Genomic DNA, 19,735 nt, shown 5'->3' with positions numbered 1-19,735 from the left:
ATCTCTACCTTTCTATCAAAGCGACGAGTATTTCTTGCGCAGACGCTGGCGAATCAGCTCGGCCAAGGTGTTCATCACGAACGTGAACATCAGCAGCACCAGTGCGGCAAGGAACAGGACGCGGTAGTGGCTGCCGCCGACTTCCGATTCGGGCATTTCCACGGCGACGTTGGCCGCCAGGGTCCGCATACCTTCGAACAGGTTCAGCTCCATGACCGGGGTGTTGCCGGTGGCCATCAGCACGATCATGGTCTCGCCAACGGCACGGCCCATACCGATCATCAGCGCCGAGAAGATGCCCGGGCTGGCGGTGAGGATGACCACGCGGGTCAGGGTCTGCCATGGCGTGGCACCCAGTGCCAGCGAGCCCAGGGTCAGGCTGCGCGGTACGCTGAACACGGCGTCCTCGGCGATCGAGTAGATGTTCGGGATGACCGCGAAGCCCATGGCGATACCCACTACCAGAGCGTTGCGCTGGTCGTAGGTGATGCCCAGGTCGTTGGTGATCCACAGGCGCATGTCGCCACCGAAGAACCAGGTCTCCAGGAACGGACTCATGTACAGGGCGAACCAGCCGGTGAAGAGAATCACCGGGATCAGGATCGCGGCTTCCCAACCATCCGGGACGCGCAGGCGGATCGACTCCGGCAGGCGGCTCCAGGTGAAACCGGCGACCAGGATACCTAGCGGCAGCATCAGCAGCAGGCTGAACACACCCGGCAGGTGGCCTTCAAGATACGGCGCGAGGAACAGACCGGCGAAGAAGCCGAGAATCACCGTCGGCATCGCTTCCATCAGCTCGATCACCGGCTTGACCTTGCGGCGCATGCCCGGTGCCATGAAGTAAGCGGTGTAGATCGCCGCGGCGATGGCCAGCGGAGCGGCCAGGATCATCGCGTAGAACGCGGCCTTCAGGGTACCGAAGGTCAGCGGCGAGAGGCTCAGCTTGGGTTCGAAGTCGGTGTTCGAGGCGGTGGACTGCCAGACGTACTTCGGCTCGTCGTAGTTCTCGTACCAGACCTTGCTCCACAGCGCGCTCCAGGACACTTCCGGGTGCGGGTTCTTCAGGGTCAGCGGCAGCAGCTTGCCGCCTTCTTCGATGATCACTCGATTGGCACGAGGCGACAGGGCCAGGGTGCCCGGACCTTCAGCGGCCGGCTCGACCAGCAAGGTGCGGTGCGCGGTGCTGTGGAACACGCCCAGCTTGCCGTTGGCGTCCAGGGCGATGAAGCCCTTGCGGCGCTCTTCGGCGTCGATCTGCACGATCGGCGCGTTGTCCATCTTGAAGTCGCGGATACGTTTGAAGCGCTGCTCGCCATCCGGATCACGGGCCATGAACCACTGGCTCAGGCCGCCCTTGGAGTCACCGAGGATCAGCGAGATACCGCCAACCAGCTGGGCGCTGGCGGTGATTTCGGCGTTGCCGTCTTCAAGCAGCTTGTAGCGACCGTTGAGGCTCTTTTCGCGCAGGCTGAACACGTCGGCCTGGGCGCGACCGTTGAGCACGTAGAGCCACTGCTGACGCGGGTCGATGAAGATGGCCTTCACCGGCTCGGTCATCTGCGGCAGGTCGATGCGGTTCTGCTCGCTGGTGACTTCGCCGGTCATCATGTTCTCTTCACGGCTCAGCGACAGCACCTGCAGGTGCGAACCCGAAGAGCCGGCCAGCAACAGCGTGTCGCCGTTATGGTTCAGGCTGACGTGCTCCAGGGGCTGACCCTGGTCTTCCAGCGTGATGGGCTCCTGGCCGTAAGGGAAGTCGATGGCCGGGGTGATGGTCTTCTTGTTGTCCGGGTAGGTGATCTTGTAGCTGTGGTTGAACACCATCACCTGACCGTTGGACAGACCCAGCACGATCAGCGGGCTGCCCGGCTGGTCGGAACCGATCGAGGTCACCTGGACGCCTGCCGGCAGGGGCAGATCGACGCGCTTGAGCTCGGCACCGGTCTTGGTATCGAAGAACAGGGCCTGGCCCTTGTCCGAGACACGCATACCCACCAGGTTCTGCTCTTCCAGGGCGATCATCAGCGGCTTGCCGGCGTCCTGTTGCAGCCAGGTCGGCTCCAGTGCCTGCTTGCTGGTCAGCGTCGCGCCCTGGAACAGCGGCACGACCACATAGGCCAGATAGAAGAAGATCAGCGTGATCGCCGCCAGCACAGCCAGCCCGCCCACCAGTACGTACCAGCGGGTCAGGCGGTCCTTGAGGGCGCGCAGACGACGTTTGCGTTGCAGTTCGGGCGTATTGAAATCAATCCGCACGGGGGGAGAATTTTGGGTCATTGTGGAGTTGGCCAGATCATTCATGCGCACACCCTAGCGGTCCCGTATGACAAAAACATTACAGTGCAGTGACGCAAAAAAGCCCGCCGCGCAGATGTCCTGGCAGCGGACTGGGAATTTGCGGCGGGGCTCGGCATCCTCCGAACCCCGCCAGGTCACACTCAGTTCTTAGCTACACCGGCGGTGTGGCTCAGGCCCAGATCGGCCAGCGCTTTTTCAGCCACTTTGGCTGGCAGCGGGATGTAACCGTCTTTCACTACGACCTGCTGGCCTGCCTGGGACAGAACCAGTTTCACGAACTCGGCTTCCAGCGGGGCCAGAGGCTTGTTCGGGGCCTTGTTGACGTAGACGTACAGGAAGCGGGACAGCGGGTAGGTGCCGTTCAGGGCGTTGGCTTCGTTGTCTTCAACGAACTCGCCGCCTTCTTTCTTGGCCAGGGCTACGGTCTTGACGCTGGCGGTCTTGTAACCGATGCCCGAGTAGCCGATGCCGTTCAGCGAAGAGCTGATCGACTGAACAACGGAAGCCGAACCTGGCTGCTCGTTGACGTTAGGCTTGAAGTCGCCTTTGCACAGGGCTTCTTCCTTGAAGTAGCCGTAGGTGCCGGATACCGAGTTACGGCCGAACAGCTGGACTGGCTTGTTGGCCAGGTCGCCGGTCACGCCCAGGTCGCCCCAGGTCTTGACGTCGGACTTGCCGCCGCACAGACGGGTGGACGAGAAGATCGCGTCAACCTGAGCCATGGTCAGGCCTTTGATCGGGTTGTCCTTGTGGACGAAGACAGCCAGGGCGTCAACGGCAACCGGGATGGCAGTCGGCTTGTAGCCGTACTTCTGCTCGAAAGCCTGAAGCTCGACGTCCTTCATCTTGCGGCTCATCGGGCCCAGGTTGGCGGTGCCTTCGGTCAGTGCGGGTGGTGCGGTGGAGGAGCCGGCGGCCTGAATCTGGATGTTTACGTTCGGATATTCTTTCTTGTACGCCTCAGCCCACAGCGTCATCAGGTTGGCCAGGGTATCGGAACCAACGCTGGAGAGGTTGCCCGACACACCGGTGGTCTTGGTGTAGGTCGGAATAGCTGGGTCAACAGCGGCAACCGCATTGGCGGTGGCAACGCCAGCGGCGACAAAGGTCAGGGCCGCCATCAAACGCTTCAGTTTCATGCCTTGCTCCTAGCAGGAATTCGGGGGTGAGATGGATCGGGCCCAAGTATCTGCAGGCCGTGTGACTACTCTATGAATCGATTGTGACAATTAGATGAAAGGCCATCACGCGGTTGTAACACCAAGAGTCAAAGCGCCTGAGAACGGCGCCGTAAAGCCCTGCCCGCTCGTCAGAAGACCGCGGGCAAAGCTTCATGGGCCTACTGGATACCCTTGAAGGTCAAGTAGATCGGTTCAATTTCGCTCTCGGGCGGAAATACAACGACACAGTCCTCAAACACTATGTTTTCCATCTCTTGCACGGATTCGAGCAGTGGCACCTTGGGCATATCCAGTACTCCGCCTCGGGTTGCGACAGACGGCTTGATCGCATCGTCCACGGCACTTCCGATATCCGTTGCCGAGCACCAGTGAAGGGTAACGGGAGCCCTGCCGGATAAGGTGAAGCGGAACGCTGCGGATGTTGAATCCCACGCGGCCAACCTGACGCTGACGCTGGATGGCAACAATCTTCCATCGGCAGGTGTCAGGCAAATCTGCTGCAGCTCGGTAAGCGTCTTCAGTCCGACAGACAGCTTTCGCTCACCCGCTGGAACGGACCTCGAAAAAAGACGATAGGGCATTTTCACAGTCGCCTCGGTACGGGCGAGATGCTGCCAGTCATATCCCTCCACGGGCATCAGTTCGCCCAGCGGAACACTCAGGGCGTACCAGTCGCGCGCCTTCCAGTGAGCGAAGCTGAAGGAGGCAATGGCAGAAACTGTCCTCGGGTGCTCGCCATCCAACGAAGTCGCCTGCCAGTCGAACTCCGCGACCGCTGAGCGAATGGCGCTCTTGAGGGCGACGGAAATTCCCTCGCCAACGTGCAGGGTCTTGGCGGCAACCATCAGACAGGGACCCTTAGAGACCGAACGAAGGCGCATGCGCACCGTTTGCGCAAGTTCTATTGAATGGATCTGCGCCTCAGCCAGTCGCGCAACGATGGACCGCTCGGCTTCGTCAAACAACGAGACAGAACGACCATAGAGTTCGGCATGACGCTGGCCGGCATCAGCGAAGACAGCCTGGTATCGCAATTCACTCTGGCTGATGAGTTCAAGAATGCTGCTCAGAATGGCGGTGTCATGAACGCTGCTGGTTCTATTTCGCTCGGCAGCGGCTTTGGCAAAGTCCAGCTTCATTCTCGGTGCATCCAGCGCTTTCACCGATTTGACGACTTGCGACAACGCCAACTCCAAAGCATCGATGGCGTCGACATGCTGAGCGATGCTCCGACTCTGTGCCGGAATGGATTGCCACTGGTCCATCAACTGGCCGAAATGGTCCAACGCTCCGTTTGCAACTTGTGCGGAAGCTTCTATGTCTGCGGCGATCTGCCGAACCTTTTCGAGTTCCTTCCTCGAAGCTTCCACCTTCCTTTCCTGCGCACTCGAACGCACATTCGCCCTGACCGTCGGGGCTGGCACGGACTCACCCGCGAAGGGCGCCACACCCTTGCTGTGATGCCACTGGGTGATGTGGAAAAGAACATTGCCAACCGAATGCGGGTTGCCGGTCTCGGCATCCGGGGGATAGAAAATCAGGTCCGCTCCCAGGGGGTGACCGACGACCTTGTCGAAGTGGTCGATCAGCCGGGCTTGAGTACTGTTGTTCGCTTCGGCGTTCCAGATGGCGGATATCAGTCCGGTGAATTCCGCTCTGGTGTAGTCCTGCAAGTTTAGTTTTAATTCCATTTCACTACCCACTCACATATCAGCTGGCGTTCATTCAATTTAAATGAACGCCGTTTTGTTCACGACTTCAGTTCGAAAATCAAGTTCTGGACCGTAGAATCGGCCAGGTACTTGAATGTCAGATCCACATATGGAAATTTTTCGAGATCAAAATCGTAAAGATCCCAGCCACCTGTCCAACCCGTCTGTGGTAACTTCACAGGGCCGTGACTAGACTTCGGAACACCGAAAAGTTTATGCACTGTGGCTTTGTCCATGTTCATTAACAAACGATTTGGCAGCTCCCCTTCGTACTCGATTGTGGATGGCGTGGTTTCTTTTAGCGTAATAAACAGTCTTGTGAATATTTTCTCCTCTGGTGAAAAGGTCATGCCAACCCCCTCTTCAGGCTCAAAGAAGAAAATCTCCGACTCCGGAAAAATCTGCAAAAGCGGAGCATCTGGCACAACGTTCATTGCAATCAGGTCAACGTGGCTTTTCCCGAGGAGGCCAATAAGCGTCTCAAGTTCAGAAATTTTCATTCATACCATCCTTGCTCCCGGTTAAGGGCGTGAAGTTTATCGCGTGCAGCTTCAATATCTGCCTCTAGCAGCCCATACTCGAGCAGGCCCGGCTTGATAGCATCGAGATTGCTGTCTACCGCAGTCTTGATATCAAGCGAGTCTTGATACTGTTTGTCCTTGGTATTTCTTCCGCCAAAAGTCTCACTAAACTTTCGATGAACCTCTGCGGGAATTGCAATACTTGGCGCTTTTGAAAGGTGGTCTCTTAAATCCCAGGCTTCTATTTTAGGATCCCGCCTCAAAATAAACATCTCCAACGCCTTCCGCGAAGAAATGTGGTCAATATCCAGCCCATCCTTTCTGCTCTCACGACTCAACTCATCATAAGGCCCCACATCCAGCGGTTCCGAGAAAACCAGCCCAGGCTCGGGTAGATCATCGTCAGCCCCGTAACCAGGAATACTGGACCCGATCTCGCCCTCGTCCAGCCCCGGAAGTGTTTCAATTTGCGGTCGATATGGGTCGAGTTCGGTGCCTGGCAGGATTCCCGGCAGCGACGGCCCTTCGGGCAGATCGGTCGACCCCAGCAGACCGGCTCCCGGCGGTACCAGAGGCGTCCAGGTACGACGGCCACCCGAGGAGTGCGCCAACGATTTCGCCGCCTCGAGTGAAATGGGTTCGCCGAGCGACAGCCACGGGATGAAAGGCTGAGTCTGTGGTCGCGCGCCCACAACACTGGCGGGATTGTGGATACTCAGGCGGTCAAGGTCATAGGGCTCGGTGCCGAGCGCAGCACCTTCAGGGTAACGAATCTCGAATTCGCGGCGTTCGCCAACCCAGGTGCTTTTCGGCGCATAAGGTGCCAGACCGTTGGCAATGCGCCGCTGGTTGGCCTCGCCAAATGCCCCGCCGGGAGCCGCTTCTTCGGCAATAGCCCGCCACATCGCCTGCTCGAAGCTGCCGAACGAAGCGAACGCCCGCCCCCGCAGCGTACTCGCCGACTGCGCCGGGATCGGTGCTCCAGCCGCCTGGGCGCTGGCTTCCCACCAACCCGGTGCAGCAACTTGTCCACTGCCACTGACGACACCCGCCCCGGCTGGCGGAACATCGAACGAAAAATAAAGCGGTGCCCGACCGGGAATGCAGACGATGCAGTCGTCGATACGGTAATCGACACCGACTGGAATCTCGAGAGCCTCCAACCCGGACGACAGCAAGCCCGACTCCATGACGGACTGCGCCCCGGGCAGATCGACAGGCGCGGCGTCAGACGCAAACACCAGGTCACGGTCCATGGGCGTTTGCCCTGCTGCCCTGTACGTGTTGGTCAGCGGATCGAAAACCGCGCTTCTGACTGGAATGCGGGCTGGAATCTGCTCACCCGTTCCGGCCACGATGATTGCGGTGCTGCCGCTGTGTGCTTCGAGCTTGACCCGATAGTCGACCTCAGCCATTTCTCCGCTCTCGGCCAAGGCTTGCAGATATTGCCCCGAACGGACGCCCATCACGCCAGCCGGGACGCCGATCCCTTGAATGAAGCGACGCTGGCCGGGCCTGAGCTCGCTATATCCCATATCCGCGGAGTAGGTGATCGTCGCCACGAACAGGGCAACTGTCTGACCTGCGCGGATAGCAGCGATACGGATAGCTTCCTTGGTCGCGTCGAAAACCATCCGTTCGATTGCGCCGACAACAGGTTCGGCCACCCGGACGCCGTTCCAGGTGAGGATGCTGACACCGCCTGTCGCGGCCATTGGCATCGTCAGCGAGTTGGCCTCGGGCAGCCGCTTCAGGCGGAGGTTTTCGTCAGCCAGTTGCTTGAACCGGACGCGCGCCTCGCGCAGTTCGGCGTACTGCCGCTGCCGCTCCCACTCCGCCTCCCGAGCCTTCCACAGCTCTTTCTTCTCGGCATGCAGAGCCATCAGGGCATTGGATCGCTCGGTCAACTGGCGAATGGCTTCAGAAAGGAGCTGTGCCTCGTGCGCCGCGATGTAAGCGGCCTCCCAGGCTTGGTGGAGTTGTTCAAAGGACTGACGGGAACTCTGCTGCGCCAGTTGCGCCGCATAGTCCTGTGGTGATCGCTGCAGGGGGTCTTGCCCGTCAAACGCTTGAGCTTGCTGGGTTGCGCGCTGAAGCTCGGCAGCTTTCGCAGCGATGATCTGTTCGACCACCACCCTTTGCCTGGTGATCAGATAAAGCTGCCAGCGCTCACTGCCATCACTGGCCGGATACCGGCGGACAGCGTTCAATTCAGCCGTCAGCGCTTGTCCGACATTTCCCTGATGGGCAGCGTAACGTCGGTCAATTTCCGCACGAGTAGCCTGCTGGCTTTGCGAGAAGTGTTCTACCCACTGCCGGTGGGCTGCCGCCTGAGCGGCGAGTTGCGCCTGTTGCGCAGCTTCGGCGGCTGCCTGGTCCCCGGCATGGCGATTGGCAAGCGCTTGCGCCCTGGCCCTGGCGCGCTTTTTGGCTCGCTTGCGGCTGGATCCCCCAAATCCCCCGGAAAACCCGCCGCCCCCTCCTATGGTAAAAAAGCCCGCGTCGCGCTGACCCGGTGTTTGCGTGGAACCCTCACGGATAACCACGTCACCCGTGGATTTATCGAATAGCGTTTTGTCCATACAGATTCTCCTTGTCTGTATGGCGCAGGGTGTCGGGTTGACCTGGAGCGGCTGAGGTACATCTTTATGGCAGTGGGGCCGCCATATTGATCAGCATGTTTCGCAGGAGCCGTTGCAGGATGGCCCTGCAACGGAAGAGCAGAAGATCAGCGTTTGGTCGCAAGCAGGTACAAGCCAACCAGCAGACCAATGGTGCAGATCCCGGCCACATACAGCGCCGGCGCCATGGGGCTGAACTTGAGCAGCGCGGTCACGGCCATCGGGGTCAGGCCGCCGAAGATGGCGTAGGCGACGTTGTAGGAGAACGACAGGCCGCTGAAACGCACCACCGGCGGGAAGGCCCGCACCATCACGAACGGCACGGCGCCGACGATGCCGACGCAGAGGCCGGTCAGGGCGTACATCGGGAACAGCAGGTCCTTGTGGTCGGCGAGGGTGTGATAGAAGGTCCAGGAGGTCACCAGCAGCGCCAGACTGCCCGCCACGAACACCCGGCCGGCACCGAAGCGGTCCACCAGCTTGCCGGCGCCGATGCAGCCCAGGGTCAGCAGCACGATCGCCAGGCTGTTGGCCTGCAGGGCCACGGTCGGGGTGAAGCCGTAGACGGTCTGCAGGATGGTCGGGGTCATCAGGATCACGACGATGATGCCGGCCGACAGCAGCCAGGTCAGCAGCATCGACAGCACGATGGCGCCGCGATGGTCACGCAGGACCGCGCGCAGCGGCACTTCTTCGGCCAGGGCCTTGCGCTGCTGCAGCTCGGCGAAGACCGGGGTCTCGTGCAGCCAGCGACGCAGATAGACCGAGAACAGGCCGAACACGCCGCCCAGCAGGAACGGGATCCGCCAGGCGTAATCGGACACTTCGGCCGGGGTGTAGACGGTGTTGATCAACGTGGCGACCAGCGAACCCAGCAAAATGCCCGCCGTCAGGCCAGCGGTCAGGGTGCCGCAGGCAAAGCCCGTGTTACGTGCCGGCACGTGCTCGGAGACGAACACCCAGGCACCGGGCACTTCACCACCAATGGCCGCGCCCTGGATGACGCGCATCAGCAGGAGCAGGATGGGCGCCGCCATGCCGATCTGCGCGTAGGTCGGCAGCAGGCCCATGATCAGGGTCGGCACGGCCATCAGGAAGATACTCAGGGTGAACATCTTCTTGCGCCCGAGCAGGTCGCCGAAGTGCGCCATGACGATGCCGCCCAGTGGCCGCGCCAGATAGCCGGCGGCAAAGATGCCGAACGTCTGCATCAGGCGCAGCCATTCGGGCATGTCCGCCGGGAAGAACAGCTTGCCGACCACCGTGGCGAAGAACACGAAGATGATGAAGTCGTAGAACTCCAGCGCACCGCCAAGGGCGGAAAGCGACAGGGTTTTGTAGTCACTGCGGGTCAGCGGCCGGGCGGGCTGATCGATACTGGAGGGCACGGAGGTCATTGAAGGTTCTCTTATTGATAGTTCAGGCCTGGCAGCACGGTTGTAACGGGCCTGAAATGAACTCCGGACAATAACAAATTGTCCGAAAGCGACACAGATCTACATATTCCCCGCAGATAATGGTGACTGCATGGTCGTCGGTGCCTGCGAGGCTCTATATACTGGCCCCTCGTAGAAACCGGTTGAGTCCAAGGTGGGATATTGTGCGAAAACGCTGCCAAGTAAGCTTGGTCGGTTTCGCAGAGTTTCCCTTCGCCGCCCTTCGAAGCGAAAGCAGCGTGGTTTGAGTCTGCTGAGAATCGTTTTTCGCGGCGTCCGATACTGCGTCAACCAACGAAGCGACACGGGTCCGAGGCACCCCCGGCATGATTGAACTCGAACAAGAAGATCCCATTCCGCAAGGCGACCTGGCCTTGCAGATCACCGCGCTACCGCGGGAAACCAACGGTTTTGGCGATATTTTCGGCGGCTGGCTGGTCGCACAGATGGACCTGGCCGGCACCGCGATGGCCAGCCGCGTTGCCGGTGGCCGTGTCGCGACCGTGGCCATCGACCGCATGGCGTTCCTGGTGCCGGTCGCCGTTGGCGCACAATTGTCCTTCTATACCCAGACCCTGGAAATCGGCCGCAGCTCGATCCAGATGATGGTCGAAGTGTGGAGCGACGACCCACTGTCCAGCGAATGGCGAAAGGTCACCGAGGCTGTCTTCGTCTTCGTCGCCATCGACGGCAGCGGCCGCACCCGCTCGGTCCCGCCTCGTCGCTGAACCGGGTGCGCGGTAAACTCACGGGTCTGTGAAAGGTCAAAGACCTTACGGTAACCCAACGAGATCAGCGCATGTCCACACCCAAGGTCGAATCGGAACAACACGGCGAGCTCAACTGCTGGCGCATCACCACCGACAGCGCCGAGCTGCTGGTGGCGCAGCAGGGTGCGCAGGTGCTGAGCTACCAGCGACTGGGCGAACCTCCCCTTCTCTGGCTCAGCGACCAGGCCCTGTTCAAGCGTGGCAAATCGGTGCGCGCCGGCGTGCCGGTATGCTGGCCATGGTTCGGTAATCTGCAACGCAATCCCGAAGCGGTCCGCGCCCAGTTCAACGGGCTCGATGCCCCGGCTCACGGTCTTGCCCGCGGGCGCGACTGGCAACTGCTGGGCATCGACAGCAGCGGCGACACCGTGCAACTGGAATTCACGCTGCCGGAAAGCCAGGGCGAACTGCCCGAGTGGCCGCATCAGGTCGAGCTCACGCTGACCATCGTGATGGGCGAGCAACTGAGCCTGAGTCTCACCAGCCATAACCTGGGCACCGACCCGGTCACCCTCAGCCAGGCGCTGCACAGCTATTTCGCCGTGAGCGACGTGCGCTCGGTGCACGTAGAAGGCGTCTCCGGGCTTGGCTACATCGAGACGCTCGCCGACTGGGAACAGCGCACGCAGGTTGCCGATCTGGACTTCAGCGGCGAGACCGACCGCATCTACCTCGACACCCCCAGGCAGCTGAGCATCGTCGACCCGTCATGGAACCGGCGCATTCACCTGAACTGCACCGGTTCGCGCTCGGCGGTGATCTGGAATCCATGGACCGAACGTGCCGCGCAGTTGCCAGACATGGCAGACGATGGCTGGCAACGCATGCTGTGCATCGAGACCGCCAACGTCTGGGATGACATCGTCACCCTCGCCCCCGGCGCCAGCCACACCCTTGGCCTGAGTATCACCAGCGCGCCTCTGTGAGCCTTGCGGGCCTGTGTCCTACAGGTCCGCGTCTTCCACGACCCGTACTTTGCCGGCGTCCATGGCATAGGCCGCGTCTGCCAGGTCGTTGCTGACCTTCTCGATCTTCAGAGTGCCGCTGACCCACAGCGGTGTGTAGATGTCGGCCAGCTTGATGCCTTTCGGATAACGCACCAGCACCAGCTGGTTCGGCGGCGGTGGCGGCACGTGAATGCAGGCGCCCGGATAGGGGACGAGGAAGAACAGGGTGCTGTTGCCCTTGGCGTCGCTCTCCAGCGGAACGGGATAGCCACCCAGGCGAATGGATTTTCCGTTCATGGCGGCCACGGTCTTGGTCGAGTACATCACTGCCGGCAGCCCTTTGCTTTGCTTCAAGCCACCCTTGTCGGTAAAGGTGCCCTGGGCTTCCGGAGAGTTGTGATCGATTTCGGGCATGGCTTCCAAAGCCTTCTGGTCCGACTTGGGCATCAGGTCCAGCCAGTCGGTCTCAGGCAGCTGGGCCCGGGCCAGGGTGCTGCACAGCAGCAGGGGAATGAATAACAACGCGCGCATGAAAAAGCTCGGCAACTCGCAGGAAAGTTGCCGAGCATTCTAGCCTTGTGTCAGCTCTTTTTGATGAAACCGTAGATCACCAACAGGATGATTGCGCCGACCACGGCGCCAATGAACCCTGCGGCCTCACCGGCCTGGTAGATACCCAGTGCCTGGCCACCGTAGGTCGCCGCGAGCGAGCCACCGATGCCGAGAAGAATGGTCATGATCCAGCCCATGCTGTCGTCGCCGGGCTTGAGAAAGCGCGCCAGCAGACCAACGATCAGGCCGATGAAGATGGTTCCGATGATTCCCATGGCAATCCCTCTGATGTAGATCCAATAGCCAAAGCCTAGTAGCGCTTTGGCGTCCTGCAATCAGAGGGTGCCGGGATGAAGAGGTTCAGTTCAGCCCGCGATCAGGGCTTCGACTTGCTGGATCTTCTGCTCCAGGGTCGCCATGTCGGCGCAACGCAGGGTGGCATGGCCCACCTTGCGACCGGCCTTGAAGGCCTTGCCGTAGTGGTGCAGATGGCAGTCGTCGATGGCGACGACTTTATCCACAGCCGGCACTTCGCCGATGAAGTTGAGCATGGCGCTCTCGCCGACCTTGCGAGTCGGCCCCAGCGGCAGGCCGGCGACGGCACGCAGATGGTTCTCGAACTGGCTGCACTCGGCACCTTCGATGGTCCAGTGGCCGGAGTTGTGGACACGCGGGGCGATTTCGTTGGCCTTCAGGCCACCATCCACTTCGAAGAACTCGAACGCCAGCACGCCGACGTAATCGAGTTTTTCCAGCACACGGCCAGCGTAGTCTTCGGCCAATGCCTGCAACGGGTGATCGCTACTGGCCACCGACAGGCGCAGGATGCCGCTCTCGTGGGTGTTGTGCACCAGCGGGTAGAAACGGGTTTCGCCATCACGGGCACGCACGGCGACCAGCGAGACTTCGCCGGTGAACGGCACGAAACCTTCCAGCAGGCATGGCACGCTGCCCAGCTCGGCGAAGGTATCGGTGACATCGGCGGCGCTGCGCAGGACTTTCTGGCCCTTGCCGTCGTAACCCAGGGTGCGGGTTTTCAGCACGGCCGGCAGGCCGATGGCGGCGACAGCGGCATCCAGGTCGGCTTGCGACTGGATGTCGGCGAACGCCGGGGTCGGAATGCCCAGCTCCTTGAACATGCTCTTCTCGAACCAGCGATCGCGGGCGATGCGCAGGGCTTCGGCACTCGGGTAAACCGGCACGAACTGCGAAAGGAACGCCACGGTTTCCGCCGGCACGCTTTCGAACTCGAACGTCACCAGGTCGACTTCATCGGCCAGTTGGCGCAGGTGGTCCTGATCGCCGTAGTCGGCGCGCAGGTGTTCGCCCAGAGGGGCAGCACAGGCATCCGGGGCCGGATCGAGGAAGGCGAAGTTCATGCCCAGCGGAGTGCCCGCCAGGGCCAGCATGCGGCCCAGCTGGCCGCCACCGATTACACCGATTTTCATGCGTGTGACCTCAGGCCTGGCGTGGGTCTGGATTGTCCAGAACGCTGTCTGTCTGCTCAGCGCGGAACTGCTTGAGCACGGTGTGGAACTGCGGGTGCTTGGCGCCCAGGATGCTCGCCGAGAGCAGCGCGGCATTGATGGCACCGGCCTTGCCGATCGCCAGCGTTGCCACCGGGATACCGGCCGGCATCTGCACGATGGACAGCAGCGAATCGACACCCGACAGCATCGACGACTGGACCGGTACGCCCAGTACCGGCAGGTGGGTCTTGGCCGCGCACATGCCCGGCAGGTGAGCCGCGCCACCGGCACCGGCGATGATCACCTCGATGCCACGGCCTTCGGCCTCTTCGGCGTACTGGAACAGCAGATCCGGCGTACGGTGGGCGGACACCACCTTCACTTCGTAGGGAATGCCGAGTTTTTCCAGCATATCGGCGGTGTGGCTAAGGGTGGACCAATCGGACTTGGAGCCCATGATCACGCCAACCAGTGCACTCATCGTCGAGCCTCTCCTGTAAGCGCCTTGCGGCGACCAAAAGCAACGAGCCACGCGGGAAGACCGGCGTGGCTCGTCATACGGATTCTGATTCGACCGTCTGGTCGAAGGCGCGGGATTGTAGCGCAGTTGGCAAGGAAACGCCCAGCCCTGTCGGCAGGTCCGACCGGTGACCCACTGCGGGGTTTCCAGATGCTCTGGCAGCGGGGGCTGGCGTTACGGTGACGGCTCATGCCACCCGATGCGAGGACGCTCCATGCAAAACCTGCTGAAATCCGCCCTGCCACTGGCCCTGGCGCTCTCATTCCAGGCCACGCCAGCCAACGCCGATACCTCCCGACAATTGACCATCTGGGTTTTTCCCCATGATGAACTGGCCGATATTTCAGACGAACAGCTACAAGCCGATTATTTCGATTTCTGGCTCAACGAACTCCGCCAGATCGTCGACATGCCCGTACTCCTCTACTTCGAGCGCAACATTCCAGAGCTGACCAGCATCGACTACTCGAGCAACACGCCTGAACAGACCCTGGCCCTCTGGGCCGACGCCTCATCGGTCTGGCGCCGGCAGCAGAACACTCCCGGGACCACGATCGGCAACAAATACTTGCTGCTCACCCGCGAGGGGCTGGGCAAGGAAGGCACGGCAACCATTTCGGGCATAGCCCACCAGGCGGGCCACGCGGCGATTGCCTCACTCACCTCCTATGCCACGCCCGGCCATGAGTTGGGCCACACGCTGAGCGCTACCCATGAACAGTCCTATGTCAATTTCAACGGCTGGTTCTGCGAGCCCTATATGTTCGCCCAACGGCTCTATCTACGCTCCAACTGCTATCGGTATACCGATGAAAACCGCAACAACATTGCCAGCTACCTGAAAAAACTCCAGCGATGACCCGCCCTCAGGGTTGTTCATGCATGCCCGATTCGAGCTTGCGCCACAGTAGCCGGACATTGGCCTTGCGCACCAATGCGCACCGGTACAGGCGGATTTCCAGTGGCACATGCCACTGGGGTCCGCCACAGATCACCAGTTCCCCACGCTCCAGTTCGGCCCGCGCCGACAGACTGGGCACCCAGGCGATACCCAGCCCTTCCAGGGCCATGCCCTTGAGGCTGTCGGCCATGGCGGTTTCATAGATGGTGGTAAACCGCAGGTTGCGCTGGCGCAGCAGCAGGTTCACCGATCGCCCGAGAAACGCACCGGCGCTATAGGCCAGCAGCGGCACGCTGCCCTCGCCTTCCAGGTCGAACAGCGGTTTGCCATCGGGCCCTGCGGCGCAGACCGGCAACATCTCGGTATGACCCAGGTGCAACGAAGGGAAGATTTCGGCGTCCATCTGCAACGCCGCGTCGGGGTCATAGAACGCCAGCATCAGATCGCAGCCGCCTTCACGCAGCGCATGCACGGCGTCGCCGACGTTGGTCGCCACCAGCCGGGTTGCGATATTCAGGCCGTCATTGCGCAACTGGGCGATCCAGCGCGGGAAGAAACCCAGCGCCAGGGAATGGGCGGCCGCCACCTGGATCACTTCACCCTGACCGCCCTCAAGATGGTGTAAATGGCGGAGAACTTCGCTCAACTGGTCGACAACCGTACGGGCAGTGACCAGAAACAGTTGTCCGGCCGCTGTCAGCTCGATGGGCGTTCTCGAGCGGTTGACCAGGGTCAGGCCGAGCGCGGCCTCCAGGCTTCTGATCCGGCGGCTGAAAGCGGGCTGGGTCACGAACCGGCGCTCGGCGGCCTGGGAGAAGCTGCGGGTCGCAGCCAGGGCGCTGAAGTCTTCCAGCCATTTGCTTTCAAGGTTCATCAGGGTATCTCCAATGCCTGCACCAAAATGGCACACGCTCGATCGCGAAAGAACGTCACATGGGGCGTTATGCCGTTTGTGCATAGGTTAGCGTGCAACAGCATTGGCCGCAAAAGGGGCCTCACCCCTACGATTAGCGCCATTCCGGCATGTGCCGGGTTAATTCGAGATGATATCCATCATGTCCGCTGCTGCATCGTTCCGCGTTGAAAAAGACCTGCTTGGCACCCTGGAAGTCCCTGCCGACGCCTACTACGGTATCCAGACCCTGCGCGCTGCCAACAACTTCCACCTCTCCGGTGTACCGCTGTCGCACTACCCGAAGCTGGTCGTGGCCCTGGCCATGGTCAAGCAGGCTGCTGCCGACGCCAACCGTGAGCTGGGCCACCTGAGCGATGCCAAACACGCAGCCATCACCGAAGCCTGCTCTCGCCTGATCCGTGGCGAGTACCACGAGCAGTTCGTCGTGGACATGATTCAGGGCGGTGCTGGTACTTCCACCAACATGAACGCCAACGAAGTCATCGCCAACATCGCGCTGGAGGCCATGGGCCACCAGAAGGGCGAGTACAAGCACCTGCACCCGAACAACGACGTGAACATGGCGCAGTCGACCAACGACGCCTACCCGACCGCGATCCGCCTGGGTCTGCTGCTGGGTCACGACGCGCTGCTGGCCAGCCTCGACAGCCTGATCCAGGCGTTCGCGGCCAAAGGTGAAGAATTCAACCACGTTCTGAAGATGGGCCGTACCCAGTTGCAGGACGCGGTACCGATGACCCTGGGCCAGGAATTCCGCGCCTTCGCCACCACCCTGACCGAAGACCTGAACCGCCTGCGCACCCTGGCACCGGAAGTGCTGACCGAAGTGAACCTGGGCGGTACCGCCATCGGTACCGGCATCAACGCCGACCCAGGCTACCAGGCTCTGGCCGTTCAGCGCCTGGCCGCCATCAGCGGCCAGCCGCTGGTTCCGGCCGCCGACCTGATCGAAGCCACCTCGGACATGGGCGCCTTCGTCCTGTTCTCCGGCATGCTCAAGCGTACTGCGGTCAAGCTGTCGAAGATCTGCAACGACCTGCGCCTGCTGTCCAGCGGCCCGCGCACCGGCATCAACGAGATCAACCTGCCGGCTCGCCAGCCAGGCAGCTCGATCATGCCAGGCAAGGTCAACCCGGTCATCCCGGAAGCGGTCAACCAGGTGGCCTTCGCCATCATGGGCAACGACCTGGCCCTGACCATCGCTGCCGAAGGCGGCCAACTGCAGTTGAACGTGATGGAGCCGCTGATCGCCTACAAGATCTTCGACTCGATCCGCCTGCTGCAACGCGCCATGGACATGCTGCGCGAGCACTGCATCGTCGGCATCACCGCCAACGAACAGCGCTGCCGTGAACTGGTCGAGCACTCGATCGGCCTGGTCACCGCCCTGAACCCTTACATCGGCTACGAAAACGCCACCCGTATCGCCCGCGTCGCCCTGGAAACCGGCCGCGGCGTGCTGGAACTGGTGCGCGAAGAACAGCTGCTGGACGAAGCGATGCTCAACGACATCCTGCGTCCGGAAAACATGATCGCTCCGCGTCTGGTTCCGCTGAAGGCGTAATCCCACGCAACCACCGTCTCACCAGGTCGAGGGACTAGACACCTCTCACCTTTGAGGGCCCAGGGCTTACACCCCGGGCCCTTTTTTTATTCCCGCCCAGGCTCCGGCCCTCGGATTGCGCCTGACAGTTCTCCACCGGATGTCGTACTGTGCCCGGCTACGAACAAGATCGACCATGGAGAATGGCGCATGATTCCGGCGTCCCACCGACCCGCCCGCAGCATCATGGTGCTCTATACCGGCGGCACCATCGGCATGCAGGCCAGTGCCAACGGCCTGACCCCCGCTTCCGGCTTCGAGCAGCGCATGCGCGCGCAGTTGTCCGGCCATGGCGACCTGGCAGCGTGGCGCTTTCGCGAAATGGCGCCGTTGATCGACAGCGCCAACATGACGCCGCAGTATTGGCAGCGCCTGCGCGCGGCGATCATCGAAGCCGTCGATGCCGGCTGCGATGCGGTGCTGGTGCTGCATGGCACCGATACCCTGGCCTACAGTGCGGCCGCTTTGAGCTTTCAGTTGCTCGGGCTGGACACGCCGGTGCTGTTCACTGGCTCGATGTTGCCGGCTGGCGTGGAGCAAAGCGACGCCTGGGAAAACCTCACCGGCGCACTGCAGGCGCTGAGCGACGGTATCGCCAGCGGCGTGCAACTGTATTTCCACGGCGAACTGCTGCCGCCCCATCGCACCGCCAAGATCCGCAGCTTTGGCCGACACCCGTTCGTTGCCCTCAAGCGCAACGGCATCGCGGCACCCGCATCACCTCTGCCCGCCGCGCTGGATTACCGTCAGCCGAAGCAATTGGCGAATGTCGCCGTGCTGCCGCTGGTGCCGGGCTTTTCCGCAGACGCGCTGCGAGCGATGCTCAACACCGGTGCCGGCGGCCTGATTCTCGAATGCTTCGGCAGCGGTACCGGGCCTGGGGATAACCCGGACTTCATCGCGGCCCTCAACGAAGCCCGCGCCAGCGGCGTGGTGGTGGTCGCCATCACCCAATGCCAGGAGGGCGGCGTGGAACTGGACATCTACGAAGCCGGCAGCCGCTTGCGTCAGGCAGGAGTGCTGTCCGGTGGCGGCATGACCCGCGAGGCGGCCTTCGGCAAGTTGCAATTGCTGCTGGGCTGCGGCCTGGATGTGGAAGAAGTCCGCCGCCTGGTGGAGGTGGACCTGACCGGAGAGTTGCGGTGAAGGCATACAATTTGCTCGCTTCCCGGTCAGTCCAATAGCCGGGTACCGAGCATGCTCCACTCCCACCTGACCACCTTGAACGCGGTGTCCCTGGTACTCCAGGCTTTCCGCAACCAGGGCCTGGATGAAGATGCCCTGCTGGAAGGCAGCGGCATCAGCCCGGCAGACCTGGGCCGCGCCGATCCGCGCATCACCACTCGCCAGGAGATGCTGGTGTGCGCCAATGCCGTGGCCCGGCGGCGGGAAATCGGCCTGGAACTGGGCCGGCGCATGCACGTCTCGTCCTACGGCATGCTTGGCTATGCCCTGCTCTCCAGTGCCACCTTAGGTGACGCCCTGCGCCTGGCGCTGCGGTATCCCGCGCTTCTGGGAACACTTTTCCATCTGCGCCTGATCGAGGATGGCGAACGCATCTGGTTCAGCGCCAGCGATTACCGCGAAGAACCGCAGTTGGCGGCGTTCAACGCCGAGTTCTGCCTGACCTCGCTGAAAGTCATCTGCGACGACCTGCTGGGCCAGCCGTTGCCGCTGCTCGGCGCCCGCTTCGCCCACCCGACGCCGGATTACCACCCGCTGTACGGCGATCCCTTCAGCTGCCCGCTGCGCTTCGACGCCGACGACAACGCTTTCGCCTTCGACCGCACCCTGCTGCAACAGCCGTTGCCGCTGGCCGATCAGGTGACCCACCGGGCCATGAGCGAACGCTGCCGACAGCTCAATCTCGAGTTCACCGGCCGCCAGGCCTGGCTGGGCCGCATCCGCGATCTGCTGGCCCGGCAACTGGACGCCGCGCCGGGCCTGGAAGGACTGGCGCGGCAGATGAACTGCTCATCGCGCACCCTGCGCCGCCATCTGGGCGACATGGGCAGCAGCTACCAACAATTGCTGGATGAGCTACGGTTTGAGCGGGCCAAGCAATTGCTGGGCGAAGGCGAAATGCCGATCTACCGCATCGCCGAGGAACTGGGCTTCAGCGAGACCGCGAGTTTCCGGCATGCATTCATGCGCTGGAGCGGCGTGGCGCCGAGTCATTTCCGGCCCTGAACGGCGGCGCAGCGCCGATGCACCATCCAGGGGCCAAATCCGGACACCCGCATTGGCCATATCGATCCCCTTTTGGCCGTTTGCGCCGTTCTGCT

General features: G+C 61.8%; 17 protein-coding genes. 6 read left to right on the top strand and 11 right to left on the bottom strand.

Annotation, left to right across the window (positions count from 1 at the left end):
* Positions 1-15: 15 nt before the first annotated feature.
* The 6 genes from AC05QJ_RS01370 to AC05QJ_RS01345 all read right to left on the bottom strand — a co-directional run bounded on the left by AC05QJ_RS01370 (position 16) and on the right by AC05QJ_RS01345 (position 9,733).
* Positions 16-2,304, bottom strand: a complete 2,289-nt coding sequence (locus AC05QJ_RS01370) for an ABC transporter permease subunit (protein ID WP_476745220.1) — start codon at positions 2,302-2,304, stop codon at positions 16-18.
* A 137-nt stretch (positions 2,305-2,441) separates the two neighbouring features.
* Positions 2,442-3,440: a phosphate ABC transporter substrate-binding protein PstS gene (locus AC05QJ_RS01365; RefSeq protein WP_476745219.1), complete on the bottom strand. Its 999-nt coding sequence runs from the start codon at positions 3,438-3,440 to the stop codon at positions 2,442-2,444.
* A 200-nt stretch (positions 3,441-3,640) separates the two neighbouring features.
* A complete protein-coding gene (locus AC05QJ_RS01360; protein WP_476745218.1) occupies positions 3,641-5,155 on the bottom strand; it encodes a bacteriocin immunity protein in 1,515 nt (504 codons plus the stop codon).
* Positions 5,156-5,232: 77 nt separating this feature from the next.
* Positions 5,233-5,694 (bottom strand): DUF6392 family protein, encoded by a 462-nt coding sequence (locus AC05QJ_RS01355; RefSeq protein ID WP_476745217.1) that lies wholly within the window; start codon positions 5,692-5,694, stop codon positions 5,233-5,235.
* Positions 5,691-8,297, bottom strand: coding sequence for an S-type pyocin domain-containing protein (locus AC05QJ_RS01350; RefSeq protein WP_476745216.1), 2,607 nt, complete (start codon positions 8,295-8,297; stop codon positions 5,691-5,693). The genes AC05QJ_RS01355 and AC05QJ_RS01350 overlap by 4 nt, the downstream gene beginning before the upstream one ends.
* A gap of 146 nt (positions 8,298-8,443) precedes the next feature.
* Positions 8,444-9,733, bottom strand: coding sequence for an MFS transporter (locus AC05QJ_RS01345; protein ID WP_476745215.1), 1,290 nt, complete (start codon positions 9,731-9,733; stop codon positions 8,444-8,446).
* Positions 9,734-10,098: 365 nt separating this feature from the next.
* Between AC05QJ_RS01345 and AC05QJ_RS01340 the strand changes: the two genes are divergently transcribed.
* Complete coding sequence (locus tag AC05QJ_RS01340) at positions 10,099-10,500, top strand: acyl-CoA thioesterase (RefSeq protein ID WP_009402429.1); 402 nt, start codon at positions 10,099-10,101, stop codon at positions 10,498-10,500.
* 71 nt (positions 10,501-10,571) lie between these two features.
* A complete protein-coding gene (locus tag AC05QJ_RS01335) occupies positions 10,572-11,468 on the top strand; it encodes a D-hexose-6-phosphate mutarotase (protein WP_476745214.1) in 897 nt (298 codons plus the stop codon).
* Positions 11,469-11,486: 18 nt separating this feature from the next.
* Here AC05QJ_RS01335 and AC05QJ_RS01330 read toward each other — a convergent pair whose 3' ends face one another.
* The 4 genes from AC05QJ_RS01330 to purE all read right to left on the bottom strand — a co-directional run bounded on the left by AC05QJ_RS01330 (position 11,487) and on the right by purE (position 13,991).
* On the bottom strand, positions 11,487-12,020 hold the full coding sequence (locus tag AC05QJ_RS01330; RefSeq protein ID WP_476745213.1) for a DUF3299 domain-containing protein: 534 nt from the start codon (positions 12,018-12,020) through the stop codon (positions 11,487-11,489).
* Positions 12,021-12,070: 50 nt separating this feature from the next.
* Entirely contained in the window at positions 12,071-12,316 is a 246-nt protein-coding gene (locus tag AC05QJ_RS01325; protein ID WP_476745212.1) for a GlsB/YeaQ/YmgE family stress response membrane protein, read from the bottom strand.
* Positions 12,317-12,406: 90 nt separating this feature from the next.
* Positions 12,407-13,489 carry a 5-(carboxyamino)imidazole ribonucleotide synthase gene (locus AC05QJ_RS01320; RefSeq protein ID WP_476745211.1) on the bottom strand — a complete coding sequence of 361 codons (1,083 nt, stop codon included), beginning with the start codon at positions 13,487-13,489 and terminating at the stop codon, positions 12,407-12,409.
* Positions 13,490-13,499: 10 nt separating this feature from the next.
* Positions 13,500-13,991, bottom strand: a complete 492-nt coding sequence (purE, locus tag AC05QJ_RS01315; RefSeq protein ID WP_009402441.1) for a 5-(carboxyamino)imidazole ribonucleotide mutase — start codon at positions 13,989-13,991, stop codon at positions 13,500-13,502.
* 253 nt (positions 13,992-14,244) lie between these two features.
* Here purE and AC05QJ_RS01310 point away from each other — a divergent pair, with 253 nt between their 5' ends.
* Entirely contained in the window at positions 14,245-14,889 is a 645-nt protein-coding gene (locus AC05QJ_RS01310) for a hypothetical protein (RefSeq protein WP_476745210.1), read from the top strand.
* A gap of 7 nt (positions 14,890-14,896) precedes the next feature.
* On the opposite strand, the gene AC05QJ_RS01305 is transcribed toward AC05QJ_RS01310, so the two are convergent.
* A complete protein-coding gene (locus AC05QJ_RS01305) occupies positions 14,897-15,805 on the bottom strand; it encodes a LysR substrate-binding domain-containing protein (RefSeq protein WP_476745209.1) in 909 nt (302 codons plus the stop codon).
* Positions 15,806-15,986: 181 nt separating this feature from the next.
* Here AC05QJ_RS01305 and aspA point away from each other — a divergent pair, with 181 nt between their 5' ends.
* The 3 genes from aspA (at position 15,987) to AC05QJ_RS01290 (ending at position 19,640) form a co-directional block, all read left to right on the top strand.
* Positions 15,987-17,411, top strand: coding sequence for an aspartate ammonia-lyase (gene aspA / locus AC05QJ_RS01300; RefSeq protein ID WP_476745208.1), 1,425 nt, complete (start codon positions 15,987-15,989; stop codon positions 17,409-17,411).
* 189 nt (positions 17,412-17,600) lie between these two features.
* Positions 17,601-18,596, top strand: a complete 996-nt coding sequence (locus AC05QJ_RS01295; protein ID WP_476745207.1) for an asparaginase — start codon at positions 17,601-17,603, stop codon at positions 18,594-18,596.
* Positions 18,597-18,647: 51 nt separating this feature from the next.
* Positions 18,648-19,640 (top strand): AraC family transcriptional regulator, encoded by a 993-nt coding sequence (locus tag AC05QJ_RS01290; RefSeq protein WP_476745206.1) that lies wholly within the window; start codon positions 18,648-18,650, stop codon positions 19,638-19,640.
* Positions 19,641-19,735: the final 95 nt, after the last annotated feature.

The organism is Pseudomonas sp. TUM25319, from assembly GCF_056388475.1.
The sequence above is the reverse complement of the archived record's forward strand: the minus strand, read 5'-3'. Positions and strand labels throughout refer to the sequence as shown.